At 44.1% G+C, this 17457-nt stretch carries 13 protein-coding genes and 1 tRNA gene; 5 read left to right on the top strand and 9 right to left on the bottom strand.

Annotated features, from left to right (window positions below; genetic code table 11):
* Positions 1-308: 308 nt before the first annotated feature.
* Positions 309-1868 (bottom strand): FAD-binding oxidoreductase, encoded by a 1560-nt coding sequence (locus F6K52_RS00920; protein ID WP_293072687.1) that lies wholly within the window; start codon positions 1866-1868, stop codon positions 309-311.
* Between the two features lie 565 nt (positions 1869-2433).
* On the opposite strand from F6K52_RS00920, the gene F6K52_RS00915 reads away from it, so the two are divergent.
* Positions 2434-2778 carry a c-type cytochrome gene (locus F6K52_RS00915; protein WP_293072685.1) on the top strand — a complete coding sequence of 115 codons (345 nt, stop codon included), beginning with the start codon at positions 2434-2436 and terminating at the stop codon, positions 2776-2778.
* 189 nt (positions 2779-2967) lie between these two features.
* Here the strand turns inward: F6K52_RS00915 and F6K52_RS00910 are convergent, their stop codons facing one another.
* The 5 genes from F6K52_RS00910 to F6K52_RS00890 form a co-directional block, all read right to left on the bottom strand.
* Entirely contained in the window at positions 2968-4005 is a 1038-nt protein-coding gene (locus F6K52_RS00910; protein WP_293072683.1) for a formylglycine-generating enzyme family protein, read from the bottom strand.
* A gap of 142 nt (positions 4006-4147) precedes the next feature.
* Complete coding sequence (locus F6K52_RS00905; protein ID WP_293072681.1) at positions 4148-6655, bottom strand: arylsulfatase; 2508 nt, start codon at positions 6653-6655, stop codon at positions 4148-4150.
* A 569-nt stretch (positions 6656-7224) separates the two neighbouring features.
* On the bottom strand, positions 7225-7350 hold the full coding sequence (locus F6K52_RS00900) for a hypothetical protein (protein ID WP_293072679.1): 126 nt from the start codon (positions 7348-7350) through the stop codon (positions 7225-7227).
* A gap of 188 nt (positions 7351-7538) precedes the next feature.
* Positions 7539-10058, bottom strand: coding sequence for an arylsulfatase (locus tag F6K52_RS00895; RefSeq protein ID WP_293072677.1), 2520 nt, complete (start codon positions 10056-10058; stop codon positions 7539-7541).
* A 55-nt stretch (positions 10059-10113) separates the two neighbouring features.
* Positions 10114-10236: a hypothetical protein gene (locus F6K52_RS00890; protein ID WP_293072675.1), complete on the bottom strand. Its 123-nt coding sequence runs from the start codon at positions 10234-10236 to the stop codon at positions 10114-10116.
* A 227-nt stretch (positions 10237-10463) separates the two neighbouring features.
* On the opposite strand from F6K52_RS00890, the gene F6K52_RS00885 reads away from it, so the two are divergent.
* The 3 genes from F6K52_RS00885 (at position 10464) to F6K52_RS00875 (ending at position 14335) form a co-directional block, all read left to right on the top strand.
* Entirely contained in the window at positions 10464-11483 is a 1020-nt protein-coding gene (locus F6K52_RS00885; RefSeq protein WP_293072673.1) for an AraC family transcriptional regulator, read from the top strand.
* Positions 11484-11544: 61 nt separating this feature from the next.
* Positions 11545-12225: an LdpA C-terminal domain-containing domain gene (locus tag F6K52_RS00880; RefSeq protein ID WP_364415501.1), complete on the top strand. Its 681-nt coding sequence runs from the start codon at positions 11545-11547 to the stop codon at positions 12223-12225.
* A gap of 166 nt (positions 12226-12391) precedes the next feature.
* On the top strand, positions 12392-14335 hold the full coding sequence (locus tag F6K52_RS00875; protein WP_293072671.1) for a R3H domain-containing nucleic acid-binding protein: 1944 nt from the start codon (positions 12392-12394) through the stop codon (positions 14333-14335).
* Between the two features lie 109 nt (positions 14336-14444).
* Here F6K52_RS00875 and F6K52_RS00870 read toward each other — a convergent pair whose 3' ends face one another.
* Together F6K52_RS00870 and F6K52_RS00865 are read right to left on the bottom strand one after the other, a co-directional pair.
* A complete protein-coding gene (locus F6K52_RS00870; RefSeq protein ID WP_293072670.1) occupies positions 14445-15584 on the bottom strand; it encodes a transposase in 1140 nt (379 codons plus the stop codon).
* Entirely contained in the window at positions 15520-16107 is a 588-nt protein-coding gene (locus F6K52_RS00865) for an IS607 family transposase (RefSeq protein ID WP_293072668.1), read from the bottom strand. The genes F6K52_RS00870 and F6K52_RS00865 overlap by 65 nt, the downstream gene beginning before the upstream one ends.
* A 191-nt stretch (positions 16108-16298) precedes the next feature.
* Here F6K52_RS00865 and F6K52_RS00860 point away from each other — a divergent pair.
* Positions 16299-16370, top strand: a tRNA-Gln gene (locus F6K52_RS00860).
* A 123-nt stretch (positions 16371-16493) separates the two neighbouring features.
* Here F6K52_RS00860 and F6K52_RS00855 read toward each other — a convergent pair.
* Positions 16494-17378, bottom strand: coding sequence for a hypothetical protein (locus tag F6K52_RS00855; RefSeq protein ID WP_293072666.1), 885 nt, complete (start codon positions 17376-17378; stop codon positions 16494-16496).
* Positions 17379-17457 lie beyond the last annotated feature (79 nt).

Below are 17457 nucleotides of genomic sequence, written 5' to 3'. Positions count from 1 at the left end.
ATCATCAATCCTGGCTGGGTGCATCTTATTCAAGGGGTTTGACTTGTAAGCATTCAGCCGTCAGCCGAAGGCCTTTGGCCACGCTACGCGAACAGCCGTCAGCCTAAAGCTCACGCTGCTTGAGGTGCTTATTTTGTTCAAAAGCTGTTTGGTGTAGCGTGCGCTATGGGCATAAATTGTTTGCGTAGCGTCGCCACAGACCTTGGCCAAAGGCCACGCTACGGGAATGGCTGATAGCTGAAAGCTGATAGCTGATAGCTTACCTCCCTAAAACCTAAAACCTAAAACCTAAAACCTAAAACCTAAAATTAATAATCCCCCCCAGACCCATAGCGCCATGCTTCCAGCCAACGGTGGTAATAGTATCTTGGTTTGGGTGGCAAGGTATTCAACATGCCACTGAGTAATTTACCTGCTGGATACAAACTACTGTAAAGGGCTAAATTACTATAATGAACCATCCAATCCAATAGCATCGTTAATCCTACTTGAGGAATCACTGGCACCACTAATCCTGGTTTAGTTAATGATGTCACAAATAGGGTTTTAGATAATCCTGAAAACTTCACTACATCTTGGAGGAAGGGCTTAAGCACATCATCTCCTAGGTTTGCCATGGCTTGGAATACGCCAGTGAGTAATTGATTAATTTGATTTGCTGCTAATTGTTGCTTGATGCCAACACTCATTGTTCGTTGAAACATCCAGGTTACGCCAATATTCGGCTGATAGGGTTGTAGTTGGGCTAAGGCATTGCGGTCTAGCAAATCATAGTCCAAGGCTTCATGAATTCCGTTACTTAGACGCTTTAAATGTCTGACCATGGAACCAAATCCACCAAAACTAACTGGTGATTGGCCACCACTGCTATCCCCTATGGGTAAAATCCGATTCCAAGGCATTCTTAGGGGGCTTTTTTGATAGGAAGGAAAAAAGCCAAATAGTACTCGTTTAAAATCAAGTTGGGATAAGTCTACTCCCTGGTATTCTGGTAAGAGACGGAAGTATTCATCACATAAAAATTCTAAACTAGGACGTTCGGGATTAGCATCTAAGTAGGTAAATAAATAGGTTGTTCTACCATCCCGGGCTGGAAATGCTTCCCAGAAATATTGACATTGATTTTGGATAGGAGTGAAGGATACTATCAAATCCCCCATGTCATTTTTAGGATAGCCTTCAGCACAGCTACCAACTACTAAACAAACCCCTTCTGGTTTCTGACCTTGCCTGACTTGCTTAACAATTGGGGAAAAATGTCCCATGGCATCTATCAGTAAACGAGCTTTAACTTGGGTAACCTCCAACTGGTTTACTTTTAACCCGATTGAGACGCCATCGGGATGAATAGTTGCTTGTGTAAAGGATGTCTTTTCAAAGAGCTTACCGCCAGCAGCTAAAAATTTGGCTTTGAGGGTATCGAGCAGAAAGACTGGGTCAACACCAATGTTGAGTACATCGTTTACCAAGAAATCAGGACCCTGGAAAAAACTGATCCGAGCTGGGTTATACTCGGATGCGATCGCATTCTCTAATTCCGCCGTTGAGAGTAACTCAAGTTCCAGGAATACCTCCAGTTCTTGGCGAGAGATATTCCACTCTTGGTCTCTACCGCGCAAAACCCCCCGTTCAACTACCGCAACTCGCCAGCCTCGCTGTTGTAGAGCAGCACCAATCAGAATTCCTAAGGTACCGCCACAGATTACTACATCCAAGTCTAGGGTGCCTAATCCCTCTTCGGTTTCTGTAATCACTTCTGGAATCGGAGTTGTGCCATCTCGTAAGGCTTTCCAGACTTTGTCAGCACTGCGCAGGCGTCCGAGAACATCACCAGGTAACTGGGATAGGATTTGTTCGGTTTGACTCATGGATGTTGGTTGATACTTAGATGCTAAGACTTTCTTTGTTTTATTGTAAATTTCTCCATCACAAGGCTCAGAGGCTGATGGGATCAGCTATCAGCTATCAGCTTAAGCGCTACGCGCACGCGTGCGCGTTCAGCATTCAGTTATCAGCCATTGGCCAAGCTACCCCAACAGCTTTTGAATAAAATAAGCTGACCACTGACGGCTGACCACTGACCGGTGAATACTTGCACCTCAAGTGTGATTGACCTACGGTCAATCACACTTGCCTAAATTAGCCTACCTTTAATGCTATTTATTATTAATAAATTTTAGAGGTTATCACCTTCAAATTGGGCAAATATTATGACCCTATTAAGCCTTGATGATCAGGACTATTGCATAGGTATATCAATAATATTGATATTAAGGCTGCCTTATTGATTCTTTGGTTTCCCCTGAGTGGAGATTGCCCATCTTATTAATTGTTAATTATTGTTATAACTTTCACACCCTGGGGTTTGACCGAGTCACCCCTCTCAGCTTACGATAATATCTGGCTCAACGCCATATTGAGAGGAGAAACACTTTGAAAAAAATACTAATTGCGATTCTGCTAGTTTTCGCTTTAATAACTTTCAGCTTCCCTGATTCCGCTTTAGCTGCTGGTAATCCAGCTAAAGGGGCAGCGGTATTTAACGCTAACTGCAGTGCTTGTCATGCGGGTGGCAAAAATCTACTCAATCCCGCGAAAACGCTGAAGAAGGAGGCCCTGGAGAAATATCTGGAGGGCTATAAAGCGTCTCCTACTCAAGCTATCATCACACAAGTAACATACGGCAAAGGAATGATGTCTGCCTTTGGTAAAATTTTAAAACCCGATCAAATTGAAGATGTAGCTGCTTATGTTTTACAACAGGCTGATAAGTGGTAGGCTGAATTCAGTGACCAGTTTTTAATAAATGATCCCGTAGGGTGCATTAGGTGCGGCGTAATCAACTAGCAACAGTTTAGAGTTTACGCCAGGAGCGCCGTAACGCACCAGCCACTGCTGTTTCAAAATTAATTAAGGTAAGCAGTCAGCCGTAACTTTGGGATAGACAGAACGATAATGATTTCAGCCCTAACCTTGATCGTGCCAAGGCATCGCCACTAAACGAAAACCCACATGATTGGTTCCTGTATCAGGAGCTTGGGACTCTCGTGCTTCAGGACGATAACGACTGCAATAATTTCGGGCGCAGAGGAAAGATCCGCCTTTAATCACATGGAGTGCCCCTTGATCAGGCTTTTGCGGATCGAAACTACTCCCTTGATCCGGTCCCGATGGATTGAGGCTGCGATCTTTCCCCCTATGACCCACACGATACCAATCTGCGGTTAATTCCCAAAGGTTGCCCAGCATATCGTACAGACCGTAACCATTGGCAGAGAAGGATTCGACCGGCGCAGGACCGAGATAGCCATCGGCTTTGGTGTTGAAGAAGGGGAAGAAGCCTTGCCAGGTGTTGGCTTTGTGAGGGGCATATTGTTCACCAGGGATCGAGGTGTCAGTGTCAAGACCACCCCGTGCTGCATATTCCCATTGGGCTTCGGTGGGGAGGGTTTTACCGATCCAATTGGCATAGGCAACCGCATCTTCATAGGCTATGTGAACAACAGGGTAGTTGTCAAAACCTTTAATGGTGCTGTCGGGTCCGTAGGGATGTTGCCAATTAGCACCAACAACCCAATCCCACCAGCTTAAAGAAGCTACTTGTTGGATACCCGGTCCAGGGGGCTGAAACACCAGGGAACCGGGCTGTCGTTGCGCTTCGGTTAAGCCAGGGAATTGGTCTTTGGCCAGGGGACGTTCGGCAACGGTGAGGTAGCCTGTAGCTTGGACAAATGCTTGATATTCGGCGTTGGTAACTTCGTGGCGATCGATGCAAAAACTATCCACGGTCACATCAACAGCAGAACGCTCTGAAGCATAGTAGGTGTCGGAGCCGATCGTAAAGGTTCCCCCAGGGATCGACACCATACCTTCAGGACAGGGAGAATCGGCAAAAGCCAAAGGTGACGAAGTTAAAACGGTTGGGAAGAGGAAGAAGAGGGAGACTGCCAGCAAAATCCCAACAAGATGACGAGTTAAATTCTTCTGAAGCAAGGAGAAAAACATGGATATTCAAGAACAGTAATCTCAGAGGGGGTCGGGGCGATCGCAGAGCGGTTGAACCGTTTCGTTTTAGTTCGGGCGATGAGATGAATAAGGGTGGGCATTGCCCACCCTACTAACAGTTTGGTACTGCTTAATTCGGGTTCTAGTCGAAATAATTTCGGACCATTTTTCTCGACTTTCCTGGCTGTTCGTCTGACTCAATATGAACAGTTACCTTTTCAATGGAGTCATTAAAGGTAAAGGTTGGCTTGTAAGCTTCTGAGACAGGAGATTGAGTATCTTGACCGATATCAAAAAACTCAAGACCAAAGGAAGCGGGAACAGTATGAATTTCTACTTCATCGCTAATAGGTTCATCATTAAGGAACAGTTGTCCATTCCCGATATAATATTTTCGGTTTGGATCGATGCCAGTTTGAGTAAACTTGTAGGTTACTTTGGATTTTCCGGTAGGAACCAAAAGATCGGGGTTAATCTTGAATCGTTCAAAACCTAAGTAGTTGTACTCATACGCCAACTTATTATTTTCATTGATGTATAGAGTGTAGCCTCCTCCGGAGCCTCCGTGAGCAACCAGTACCCCCTCAGAATCAGGATGCTCCCGATCTAGATAAACATCAATGGTATAGGAACTACCAAAAGTATTCGGGGCAAGGGCTTGATGGAGAGGTGACATCCCCTGATAGAAAGTAAAGTCAGTTTTTTCTCCACCTAATTCCTTATTCTGAAGATCAATAAGTTCGGCGGTTTCCCGATCGTCTAAGGGATAAACGTTGTATTTTTTGGCTTGTTTCACAAATAGAGCTTTCATCTGTTGCAACTTCTTGGGGTTTTTGGTTGCCAAATCATGGGATTCTGAGAAGTCTTCTGCCAAGTTATAAAGCTCCCAAGTATCTTTGCCAAACTTCCCTTTATGTCCATCAGGTACACTGCCAAGTAGGGTAGTATGTGCAGTTACAGCTTTCCAACCATCTTGATAAACTGCTCGGTTTGCTTTGTTTTCCCAATACTGAACCGTATGGGTACTATCGGCATCAGCATTTTCGAAAGAGTCATAAAAACTTTCCCCAGCCAAAGGTTGCTGTACATATTCATTAACAGTTTTAGGCAACTCAATACCTAGAATCTCTAAGAGTGTTGGTACAATATCGGTAACGTATTGCCATTGGGAACGAATCGCACCTGGATCGAGAATCTCAGCAGGCCAATGTACAATAAAGGGAACCCGAATACCGCCTTCATGGGGAAAGCGTTTTGCCCACTGGAAAGGTGTATTGTAAGCTAAGGACCAACCCCAAGGAACGTGAGGTTCACTACGGACGGTGCCAATGTCATCTTGATGTTCTATATTGTAATCAACGTCGGTGGGAACTCCATTGAAATAAGTCATTTCGTTGAGAGTACCATATTCACTTCCTTCTGAACTGGCACCGTTGTCGGAAAGAACCATAATTAATGTGTTATCAAGTTGATCGATAGAGTCAAGATAGTCAACTAAACGACCTATTTGAGCATCAACATGGGTCATAAAACCCGCATAGTTTTCCATGAAAGTGGTAAACAACTGCTTTTCATCGTCATCCAAGGAAAGCCACCTTGGATTTTCTGGATGTCTTTTTGTGAGTTGAGTATCTTCTGGAACAATGCCCAATTCTTTCTGTTTTTTGAGAATTTTACGCCGTTCTACATCGTACCCTTCATCGAAGTGATACTTATACATATCCCGATAAAATTCAGGAGTATGATGGGGAGAATGCACTGCACCAAAGGCAAGATACATGAAATAGGGGCGTTCTGGATCGCTGGACTCTAGGTCTTTGATATAACCAATCGCGTTATCTACTAAATCTTCACTCAGGTGATAGCCTTCTTCGGGAGACTTAGGTGCTTGTACGCGAGTGGTGTCTCGATAAAGTTCCGGGTAATACTGATTGGTTTCACCACCAAGAAAGCCGTAGAAATGGTCAAATCCTTTACCTGTAGGCCATTGGTCAAAGTGTCCCGTCGCCGGATTCACCGCCCAAGTTGGGGTCAAATGCCATTTACCGAGGGCAAATGTGGTATATCCTTGGGGTTTCAACAATGCTGGTAGCATGGCTGCACTCGAAGGAATGGAACCACTCTTATTCGGATAGCCATTGGAAATTTCTGGAATCCCTGCCATACCTACTGTATGAGGATTACGTCCTGTCAATAAAGCCGCACGAGTGGGGGAACATACTGGAGTGACATGAAAGTTGTTATAGCGCAAACCATTATTGGCAAGATGATCTAAGTGAGGGGTTTGAATACGACCCCCATAGGAACTTAATCCAGCAAAACCCGCATCATCAATAACAATAGTCAAGATATTGGGGGCTCCAGCAAGAGGTTCTGGGGCTTCAAAATAGTCTGGGGTAGAATTTTCTGCTTTGTAGCGAATTTCTCCGTCCCAGGGTTGATCGGTGTACTGAATTTCTGCATCGGTGCAAATTTCCTCAGCTAGTGCTAAGGATGGCATTGAGAGAAACAAACAAACCATCGTTAGGGCGATAATTGCCTGCTGTCTTTTTGTTGACAGTAAACGCGATAGTTTGCTGAAGAAGAGGGAAGTAGCGATCGCCAAAATCACTCCTCTTTTTATCCGGTGCAAAAGACCGTTGAAAAACATAGATAAAACCTCATAAAAGGGGTTAACACAATAGACCTCTTGCATAAATGCAAAAATGGATCCAAAAATGGAACCGAAATTATTGGTCTTACGTAGCCAAAATCGACTTTTGCAAGAGGTCTATTTTTTTGCTATTCGGAAATTGACTTTGCCGACATTCTCTAGCTTAGGGGTAAGCTATCTCTGTGGATAATCAAAAATTCCAACTTTCTCAGCTATAAAATATAATTAAATAATTTTCCACCAGCTATAACTAAAACTTATAGTTGGTGGCAGGGTAAGGGCAAGAATCAATAAGCTGTGGCTTACCCTCGAAAAAAGCTAGGTCATTCTCAACAAATTAACTCTATTGCGAGTACAGTTCTAGGAGATTATAGGGGTTTCAAACCACGATCAAGCGATATCTAACCAATGCACATTATGAGCCATTTTTTCTTGCGCTTACCCTGCTGGTGTAAATCCCTTTCCACAAAAGCATTCCCACTACCCACACTTAAAATCGGTTTACTGTAGTCATAGTCAACCAAAGATTTAATTCTGCTGGTAATAAACTTGCGGTATTGGGGAATTTAGATACTAGGAGTGATCGAATCCTGGTAAGCTTTTCCTTCTTCCCAAAGATCATAAATATTCTGACCCTCTTCTCTCGGTTTGGAGTAGTAATTTTCTGTATATACCAAAGTTTCCGGATTCATGGCATTTAATAATTTTGTAGCTGAACTGTAGGTGAATGGAATAAGCTTAGACGCACACACATTGCACTTTTTTGTTCTTGACAGCCTTATAGGTAAAGAAATCAGCAGCAAACATGAATGCGTCTAAGCTTACAATGCAATTAGCCACTTCAACGGAGAGTTAGTGGTTAATGTGGGCATTGCCATGGTCAAGTAGATTCTTCCGGAGGAGGTTCAATGTCTATTGTCACCTTCTTAATTGTGCCTTTGAACTTAAAAGGTGACTTATAGTTATGAGTTACTGGTGTGAGTAAATCCATCCCTACATCTTGAGTTTCCAGAGAGAATCGTGCAGGTACAGTATGTTCGATGTTTTCAGTGAAATTAGTAACTTGATTACCGTCGATGAAGAGGTTAACTGTAGCTGGACTACCCGCACCATCTCCATAATCTCCTAAGTATTCAAACACGAATCCTAGCTCAACATCACCACTGGGAACATCTGCCTCAGAAACAACATCATAGGGGGTGCCAAAGTAGTTGTAGGTATAGTGGAGTTTTTTCTTCTTAATGTAGAAGCTATAGCCCCCCGTCTCTCCACCGAGCGCCAAGATTACACCTTTAGCGCGTCTCTCAGGAATCGTTACCTGAGCCGTCACTTTATGATCTTTGCTTTTCACATCGGGTGCTGTCCCTTCTGGCAGTCGAACGGCACCTTCATAGAAGTCGAAATGATAGCGTCCTGCAGTAAAACTGGGACGTAAACTAACATCACCTCGTTCAACAAAGCGATCGTCCAGAGGAAAAACATTATACTTACCTCCCTCAACTAGGAATAAGTCTTTGAGTTCCTCTAATTTCTTAGGAAGATAGGGTGATGCAGATAAGTCACTGATTTTAGATAAGTCGTTGCCTTGGGAGAAATCAGTCTTTAAATCGTACAGTTCCCACTCATCTTCATCGAAAGGTTTAAGAGGTTCATCGCCAACTGGTTTAGAATGCACAGTTGATGCCATCCATTCGTGTTCTCCTTCATCCTTGTAGATGCCTCGATTCCCAAACATCTCAAAATACTGAGTTTTATGAGTACCTTCAGCACCTTCTCCATTACGAAGTTTCTTATCAAAACCAAAGGTATAGGCTAAACTCACCCCTTCTATCGGCTGCTGCTGGATGCTGTTAACGATCTCTGGTTCCTGAATCCCAGTTACTTCCAGAATTGTCGGTGCGATATCAATAACATGGTGAAACTGGTCTCGGATCTCCCTTTTGTCTGGAGTAAGCGGAATCTCCTTAGGCCATTTAATAATCATGGGATTGCGAGTACCGCCAAAATGGGAAGCTATCTCCTTTGTCCATTGGAAAGGCGCATCCGTAGCCCAAGCCCAGGCAACGGAGTATCCTGGCGAGGTTCCGGTGTCACGCGCACCCCAATCCTCTGCACACTCCTTGATTTCTTCTATGTTATAGCCCAGTCCGTTAAGATTTTTCATGGTGTTGCAAGTTCCATTCACACCACCGCCTGCTGAGCCACCGTTGTCACCCACGATATAGACTATCATGGTGTTTTCTACTTCCTTTTCAGGAATAGCATCAAGGACACGACCGACCTCTACATCAGTGTAATCTAGAAAAGCCGCATAGATTTCCATCTCCTTGGCTAATGCCTCACGAGCGCTTTCGTCGAAGTCATCCCAAGCAGGTATTCCTTCTGGGCGAGGGGTAAGTACAGTATCAGCAGGAATTATATCGGGAGTTTTCGCAGTTTCACCGTTAATGCCCATCTGACGATTGTAAATTTTCACACGCTCTTCGTCCCAACCGTCATCAAACACACCTTTGTATTTATCGCGATAGGAATCTGGTGGTTGGTGAGGTGAGTGGGTAGCACCGGGAGCAAAGTAAAGGAAGAAAGGACGATCTGGTGCAATTGAATGCTGATTGTTCATCCAACCAATTGCTTTATCCGCAAGGTCATGGGTTAGGTTGTAGTCTTCTCCATCACTGGTTTTGGCTGGTGCATTGATTGGGTTCTGATTTTCATACAGTGCTGGATACCACTGGTCTGTTTCTCCACCAATAAATCCGTAGAAGTAGTCAAATCCCAAACCATTAGGCCAGCGGTCAAAGGGACCAACCATACTGGTTTGGTTATCAGGAACATTGTGATTTTTGCCGAACCAAGCTGTGCTGTAGCCATTTTCGTGCAGAACTTCGGCAATTGTAGCTGTGCTTTTGGGAATCAAGCCTTTATAACCAGGATAACCTGTTGCCAGTTCCTGAACCACTCCACTGCCTACTGAGTGGTGATTGCGTCCTGTTAGTAGAGCCGCACGAGTTGGCGAGCAGAGGGCAGTTGTGTGGAATCGATTATACGTTATCCCTTCGTCTGCTAGCCTCTCCAAAGTTGGTGTTTCAATCGAGCCACCAAAGGTTTCTGAGGAACTAAATCCCACATCATCCAAGAGGACAAGGATAATGTTAGGGGCATCATCTGGGGCTTCAGGGGATTCCATAATTGACTTATCTGGCTCCCCGGAAGTTTCGTAAGTGACACCAATGTCACCTTTAAATTCTGGGTCAGGTTGGGGCAGAATTGCCTGAGCCAAGGCTGGTGGTACCAATACTCCTAGGCAAAAAATTGCCACAATTAGGAGATTGAGTAATCTTTTAAGTTTTAGTACAGTTTTCTTCATACAGTTAGTGCTGTTAACACTTGAGTTTTTCATTGATTAACTCTTTGTTGACATCCTCTTGCGCCTGTTCCCGCAGCGTTGCCGCAGGCTAGGCGCGGAGGTTTCTACTGAGCCGTAACTCTTCAGAGTGGGGTGCTGACCAAGGTCGAGAACTATTCCACACCAGGAAAAAGCATTCATCCAAAGCCCTAATCGATGCAGGGTGGGTCATGCCCACTCTGTTGTGCTATGGGGTAAGTCAAAGACCTCACGGTGCCCTTGAGCCGTAATTAAATTCGTCACGGGTCTTACCCCAAGTCAACTTTAGTAGTAAACTATCTCTGTGAATAATCAAAAATTCCAACTTTCTAAGCTATAAGTTTTAAATAACTAATTTTTTAAATATATTAGTTTTGCTTATAGTTGGTTGGATTATTTTTTTGTTCGAGTGGTGCTCAAATGAGTTTGTTAATTGATGCCAACAAAAGTAAAACTACCCAAGCTGAGGATGATCGTGGGACAGGCAATCAGAATATTTTCTCCAAATCCTTTACAGATGTGGATACTTTCAAAGAGTTTTTTGAGTATCAAAATAAGGAAATAATACAACTCAGTCCCGGTCCTCTTCAAGCTGAGTTTTTGTCGATTCAGGTTGGTAACTTATTTTTTGTATATAATCAGGCGAACCAAGGGATTAAATTTTCGGGTGATGGTACAAAGGAATACATATCTTTTGCGATACTTTGGTCTGACAATGAAAAGGAATATTACTCCTTCCGTCACCCTGTGGAGCCTCAAAGGACTATTTTTGGTTTCAATAACAGGGAAGCAGACGACATATTTCCTCAAGGTGCAAGGTTGACACACATTATAATCCCTGTTAAAACCTTTGATGCTTATGCAGACCAACTACAACGCCACGATCTAGACGATAATTTCCGGAGTAAAAATCATGTGAATTTGCTACCAACGGGGATGAACGAAATTAAAGATTACCTGAAACAACTTGTTTGGTTAGCATTACACAAACCCAATTGGTTACAAAACCCTCATATTGAGCAACTCGTTGCTGATGATTTCCTTCCTTTGTTGATTAGTAATATTCCGACTAAGTTAAATTCCAATTGTTTGATCAAACCTTCCCGAAGAGCAAAGTTGATTGCCCAAGCTGAAAAAGAAATGTTAGCACACTTGGAAAAACCTCTGACCTTAAAACAGCTAGCTCAAAATTTAGGGTCTAGCAGTTCTGCCTTATCTTATGGTTTTCAGGACTTATTTGGCTTGAGTCCCATGCGCTATCTCAAGGTACGACGACTTAATGCAGTGCGAGAACGCTTGAAGGCAAGCGAACCAGAACGTTGTACCATAGCCATCCTTGCTAGTCAATTTGGGTTCTACAGTCCTTGTCATTTTACTCAAGATTACAAAGCTATGTTTGGGGAGTTACCTTCAGAAACATTGCGAAACACTGCAAACTAAGCCTTGAGTATCGAGGGATAAATATAGCAATTATCATAGCTATGAGGTCTACAATTTCGGGATTTTAGGGAACAGGGAGCAGGGAGCAGGGAGCAGGNTGCATACCGATTTTAAAAGACTATGGAATGCGATCGCACCCTGGTGCGCTCAACTCAAACTCCTAGCCATTAGCTGCCCAGATGGTAAAGATTTGATTGACTACCTAAAAGAAATCTACCAACTCATCCAGCCTTTACCCTGTCGTCTAATCTGGCAAACTGATGGACGTCCTATGAGTGGGGATATAGGCATGGGTACAACTCATGCTGCTGTCAAACTCGCTCAAAAAGTCATCGCTGCTGGATTACCAGGATACGTACAGTTAGCTGGTGGGACCAATAACCACACCGTCAGCAAACTAAGAGCAGCTAGCCTTTTTAAGCTAGCCCAAGTTGATAGGTTGCCGGTTGAACGTTCTTACAACAACCATTGCCAAAAGGTCACCCTAGGGGAACAACCAAATAACCTACCCTACGTTGCCGGTGTGGCTTACGGTAGCTACGCCCGAGTTCTACTCTCACCGATTCTAGAAAAGTTAGAACAAGACTATGACAAAGACGTTGATCACCACCAGGGATTCGTTGCTAATCCCTCTTATAGAAACCTTGAAGATTTACCAGATCTGCTCTGGCAGGCTGTGGCAACTGCCCATGCCCTGGTGGCTCAACTCAAATCAGTCAAAAAAATTCCCGAGAGTATTTAATGTTCTTGACTTTAATCGATGAATACTGTTGGATTAAATTGGGATCAAAACCTTAAATTATTAGGGAGGAAAATTAGACATGACCTAAATCCAAAACCTGACTAACAACCGAAAGTTAAACAGGGCAAAAGTTAACAGCAGAAATCGCTTTATTTGGTCAAAACAAATGGTGAATTTTCCACTAAACAAGCTTTCAGAGCAACAACTGTCATTCAATCAAGAATCACCAGTGGTTTATGAAAATAACTTGGTTGAGGCGATGACCGTTAGTGGTCCATCCTCAGAGGTAAGTGACAATCTTCAACTAGATTTTGCAACTATACCTCCCAAGGAACACCAAGAAACAGTGGACAAAACTCAGGGGATTTCAAACTGTGAAAAAATTACAGATGACCTACCAAAATTACTAGACATATTGCCCGCCGAAATTCGCTCATCATTGGAGAAACATCCTGAAAAGGACAGTTTGATCGAAGTGATTATGGATCTCGGTCGCTTTCCAGAAGTGCGTTTTCGTGACCGGGCAGAATACCTTTCTGATACACCAGTTACTATCGAACAAATCAATCACTGTGTTGAGCGAGTAGGATCCTTTAGCGGTGATAACCGAGCAGGAATTGAGGGCACCTTGCACCGCATTAGTGCGATTCGGAACCGTCCAGGAGAAATTATTGGCTTAACCTGTCGTGTTGGTCGAGCGGTTTTTGGTACCATCGGCATGATTCGTGACTTGGTGGAAACGGGTTCGTCAATTTTGATGCTGGGGCGTCCTGGTGTAGGCAAAACCACTGCTTTACGGGAAATTGCCCGAGTTCTGGCAGACGAATTAGACAAACGGGTAGTGATTATCGACACCTCTAATGAAATTGCTGGAGATGGGGATATTCCCCACCCAGCTATTGGTCGAGCCCGACGGATGCAGGTGGCTAGCCCAGAACATCAGCATCAGGTGATGATTGAGGCGGTGGAAAACCATATGCCAGAGGTGATCGTTATCGATGAAATTGGTACAGAACTAGAAGCTCAGGCCGCTCGTACCATTGCGGAACGGGGGGTGATGCTGGTGGGGACTGCTCACGGCAATCGGATTGAAAACTTAATTAAAAATCCCACTCTTTCGGATTTAGTAGGCGGTATCCAGGCTGTCACCCTAGGCGATGACGAAGCCAGACGGCGAGGCTCTCAGAAAACCGTTTTGGAGCGCAAAGCCCCCCCAACCTTTGAAATCGCTGTAGAAATGCTAGAGCGTAAGCGTTGGGTAGTACACGAAAGTGTTGCGGACACGGTTGATAATTTGCTCAGGGGACGTCAACCAAATCCTCCAGTCAGGACAGAAGATGAAAATGGTAAGGTCACCATTACCAGAGAATTACCTAGCGCTCCAGTTGCAATTCCGCCAAATGGTCGGACCAAGGGTCACCTTACCCTAACGACTCCTAGCCAACCAAAAGGTTGGCGTTCATCTGGACAGATGAAGCCCCTATCCCTTCAAGAACCAGAGCCAGTTCGAGAAAATAGCATGTTTGAACAGCTGCTGGCTGAATCTTGGTCACAGCAAGACCGCTTGGGTAAAGGGATGGAGATGTTAGGACCCAATGGTGAGGATTTGCCACTACAGGTCTATCCTTACGGCATTAGTCGTCATCAAATCGAGCAAGTGATCCAAATCCTAAATTTGCCTGTGGTCTTGACAAAAAACATGGATACTGCTGATGTGGTTTTAGGATTGCGATCGCATGTCAAAAGCCACTCCAAGCTCAAGTCCATTGCTAAATCTCGTCAGATCCCGATTCACGCCATCAAAGCTAGCTCCATCCCCCAGATTACTCGGGCATTAAGGCGTCTGTTGCACATGGATGACCCCACAATTCCCGATGCTGCTGATTTGGAGTTATTTGCCCAAAGCGTTAGCGAAGATGAAATCGAGGCTCTAGAAGAAGCCCGTTTAGCAGTTGAGCAAATTGTGATTCCCAAAGGCCAACCCGTAGAATTGTTGCCCAGATCGCCTAAAGTGCGGAAGATGCAACACGAGTTAGTTGAACACTATCGCCTCAAGTCTTCTAGCTTTGGCGATGAACCCAACCGACGTTTACGGATTTATCCGGCCTGAATCTAGGTTGCAGAGGAAGAGAGGGGATAAAAACATGCGGAGGTCAAACAATCAAGGTCTCTTTCTCTTCCGATACTTTTTAGCTACCAGAATCTACCAAAGGTAAACTCTAGCTCGCCAATGCAAGCTGATTTCTCAGCCAGGGGGTATCTCCCAAAGCCCTCAGGAATATCCCGCGAGCGCCATTGATGTCTCTGTCCATCGACTGGCCATCAATTTTTGATCTGATAGTCTTACTGCCACCAATCTTGACTAGTTCCCCAGTCCAGCTAACAGTTTTGCTGGTATAAGCTTCACAAACATCAACCACTACCTTGCCTGTCTCTTGTGCCTTATGCTTTAGGAACTGCTTGAATCGATAGTGAGCAAAAGAAAGTAAATTCCGAACTGTTTTAGATCTGATTTTCCTACTCCCTCTTTTGGTCATTTCCTTTGTCTCAAAACTAGGGAGTAGGATCACGTCAAAATTATCAACTAGAAATCTGGCAGCTTTGTGATGTAACTCGTTGATCAAATTCTGGATTTTGATGATTATTCGTCTCGCAGCTTTTCTCATTCGACGTTTTTGCTTCCCTCTTGCCTTGCTTATTTTTGACAAGAGGTTGTCGAGATGAGAACAAATTCGCTGAATCCTAGAAAAATCTCCATTTGCGATCTTACCAACAGAGTCTTGACTAAAAAATGTCAAAAATGTTCTAACGCCAGGATCTAAGGCCACTACCCTGCCTTGGTTTTCGGTTTTTGTCTGAGTGGTCTTGTGGGGGACTGTCAAATAATAGTCCCCGTTGGTGCTTGTCAGTCTACAATCCCCAATATTGTCCGGGAGCGTCTCGGCAAAAGTAAGCTCTCCTAAATTTTTGTGATAAACTCCTTTAGTTGAAACAGCGGATTTAGGAATATAGCAAGACTGAACAGGATTTTTACGAGATCTAAAACGGACTCGATTTATAATTCCTGTCAAATTGTACTTCTTTTTAGCCTCCCTGACAGCGGTGCAGGCATCCTTTATCGCTATAGATTTGATTTGATAAGGTACTGCTTTACACCACTCGGGAAGGTCATTCAATATGCTAGTCTTAATGGAAAACCAGTTAGCCTTTACTTCGCCATTTTCAAGAATTTTGACGGTTTTGTTGAAAACGTAACGGGACACTCCAAACCATTTGCGTACAATCCCACGTTGCTCAGCGTTGAGGAATATCCGGATCTTTTTTGATTTTTGAACCGTACTTTCTGAGTCCGTGGACACGAGAGGAGAAGACGTGAATGATCGAGAGAAGATCTGCGGTAAGTTCTGCTTCTGGAGAACTTTCAGGTTGATCGAGAACCAAGATTTTTCCACCGTTGATACTGACCAAGTACTCAAAGAGTTCAAACCCAAATCGGGTAAGTCTGTCTCTACAGGCAACAACAATTGTGAGCTGATCTCCGCACATAAGTCGTTCCAGTATGGCTTTAAGACCTTTTCTGTTGTAGTTGAGTCCTGATCCGATGTCTTTGATGATTTCCGCCTCCGGGAAGAGGGAGTGCATGTATGCGACTTGCTTAGAGAGGTCGTCAAATTGTTTACTACTACTGACTCGGCAGTAACAGATGGTAGCTGGATCACTGTGTTGTCTTCTTCCGAGACTGAGCAAGCTTTCGGTGTCAAAGAATCTTGTTCCTCCTGGGGTTTTTTCGCATTTAATGGTGCCATTGTCTGCATACTTCCTCAGAGTGGTTTTGGAGAGTCCCGTAAGTTCGACCGCCTTACGGAGTGGAACGAGTACCATGGTTTTAATCTAACATATATTACAATATTATGATAGATTTTTGGAGATTTTAGTTAACTGTAGCCAACCTTCCGGTGACCATCAACCCATCACCCCCAATCCCCCTTTCACCCAAACACAGAAAAAATAATCCAAAAAAATACTTGACATATTCCCACTCAGATCTGTTATCATCGTAGGAGTGGAATCAATGGGGTGTAGCCAAGCGGTAAGGCAGCGGGTTTTGGTCCCGCCATTCCTAGGTTCGAATCCTAGCACCCCAGTTATAGTAGTCAGGTTATCCTAGTCAATCACAAACTAACCTGATAGTTCAGCAAAATAAGAAGCTTCTAAAGACTTTAGAAGCTTCTTAATGTATTTTAAGGATATTTTAAGGGGCCTTAAAACTAGCGGCGGCGTCTGAAGGAACGACTACCACCACGACTACTGCCAAAGCCAGAACGTGATCGATTCGTGCTGCCAAAACCACTGCTTCTTGGTTTGGCTTTCTGAGCACTAGATGGACTAGAGGTGCGTAACTGACTTGAACCAAAACCACTTCCTGTGGAGCGATTAGTGTTGGGTGAGGCTTTACGAGTAGTGGCTTGATTAGCTGTAGGAGATTTTCTTAAGCTACCAGTAGTGCGGAAAGAGCGAGTATTTTTAACCACGGGTGGCGGTGATTGGTACCGTGTTTCATATCGCTTCACTGCTTGACTATAGCTGTTACCATACCCACCATAACCAGTTAAAACTCCTCCTGGTTGATAAACCGGTGGAACATAGTATTGAGGTCGAAATAGTAGGCTACCTATAGCTTGACCAGCCAACGCACCAGCAAACGGAGCCCAGAAACTGGATTGCTGACGCACGATTACTGTTTCTTGTTGACCAGTTTGAGGATTAGGTCTATTCTCAGTAACATTGTGAACATATTCAATCCGGAAGTCTTCGGTAAGGTACATCACCGGCTGATTGTCATCAATACTCAGATAAGTATTTTCCCCAGCAGCGACCTGCTCATCAGTCAGACGTGCCATCTGCAAATCCTGGCTGCGAAAAACTGGCGGACTACCCGCAGGAGTATTGAGTACCATTAGGGTATATACCCCATTGACATCATCGTAGGTAGCCTGTTGTACGGGATATTTTCCATCACTCAACCGAGTCGGAGTAAAGGATGTATTCCCACCCCGATTCAGGGAAACTTGGCTTGAGTTAGGAGAACCACACCCTACTGTAGTCCAACATAGGGTTAGAGATAGAACAAAAATCGCAATTGTACGTAACATATACTTAAAAAAGTTTTCTTAAATCACTATTGTTCTCTTAAATCATTATTGTCCAATCGCGCTGATCTAATCGCGCTTT

Origin of the sequence: Moorena sp. SIO3H5 (genome assembly GCF_010692395.1) — a bacterium.
In the GTDB taxonomy this organism is placed as follows: Bacteria; Cyanobacteriota; Cyanobacteriia; order Cyanobacteriales; family Coleofasciculaceae; genus Moorena.
Note: the sequence above shows the minus strand (reverse complement) of the source record. Positions and strands in the feature narration are given on the sequence as shown.

Excerpts from the sequence above, each read along its gene's own strand:
- F6K52_RS00900 (WP_293072679.1), bottom strand. The coding sequence starts at position 7,350 with ATGAATCCGGAAACTTTGGTATATACAGAAAATTACTACTCCAAACCG.
- F6K52_RS00920 (WP_293072687.1), bottom strand. The coding sequence starts at position 1,868 with ATGAGTCAAACCGAACAAATCCTATCCCAGTTACCTGGTGATGTTCTC.
- F6K52_RS00855 (WP_293072666.1), bottom strand. The coding sequence starts at position 17,378 with ATGTTACGTACAATTGCGATTTTTGTTCTATCTCTAACCCTATGTTGG.
- F6K52_RS00865 (WP_293072668.1), bottom strand. The coding sequence starts at position 16,107 with ATGGTACTCGTTCCACTCCGTAAGGCGGTCGAACTTACGGGACTCTCC.
- F6K52_RS00910 (WP_293072683.1), bottom strand. The coding sequence starts at position 4,005 with ATGTTTTTCTCCTTGCTTCAGAAGAATTTAACTCGTCATCTTGTTGGG.
- F6K52_RS00885 (WP_293072673.1), top strand. The coding sequence starts at position 10,464 with ATGAGTTTGTTAATTGATGCCAACAAAAGTAAAACTACCCAAGCTGAG.
- F6K52_RS00895 (WP_293072677.1), bottom strand. The coding sequence starts at position 10,058 with ATGAAAAACTCAAGTGTTAACAGCACTAACTGTATGAAGAAAACTGTA.
- F6K52_RS00875 (WP_293072671.1), top strand. The coding sequence starts at position 12,392 with ATGGTGAATTTTCCACTAAACAAGCTTTCAGAGCAACAACTGTCATTC.
- F6K52_RS00905 (WP_293072681.1), bottom strand. The coding sequence starts at position 6,655 with ATGTTTTTCAACGGTCTTTTGCACCGGATAAAAAGAGGAGTGATTTTG.
- F6K52_RS00890 (WP_293072675.1), bottom strand. The coding sequence starts at position 10,236 with ATGACCCACCCTGCATCGATTAGGGCTTTGGATGAATGCTTTTTCCTG.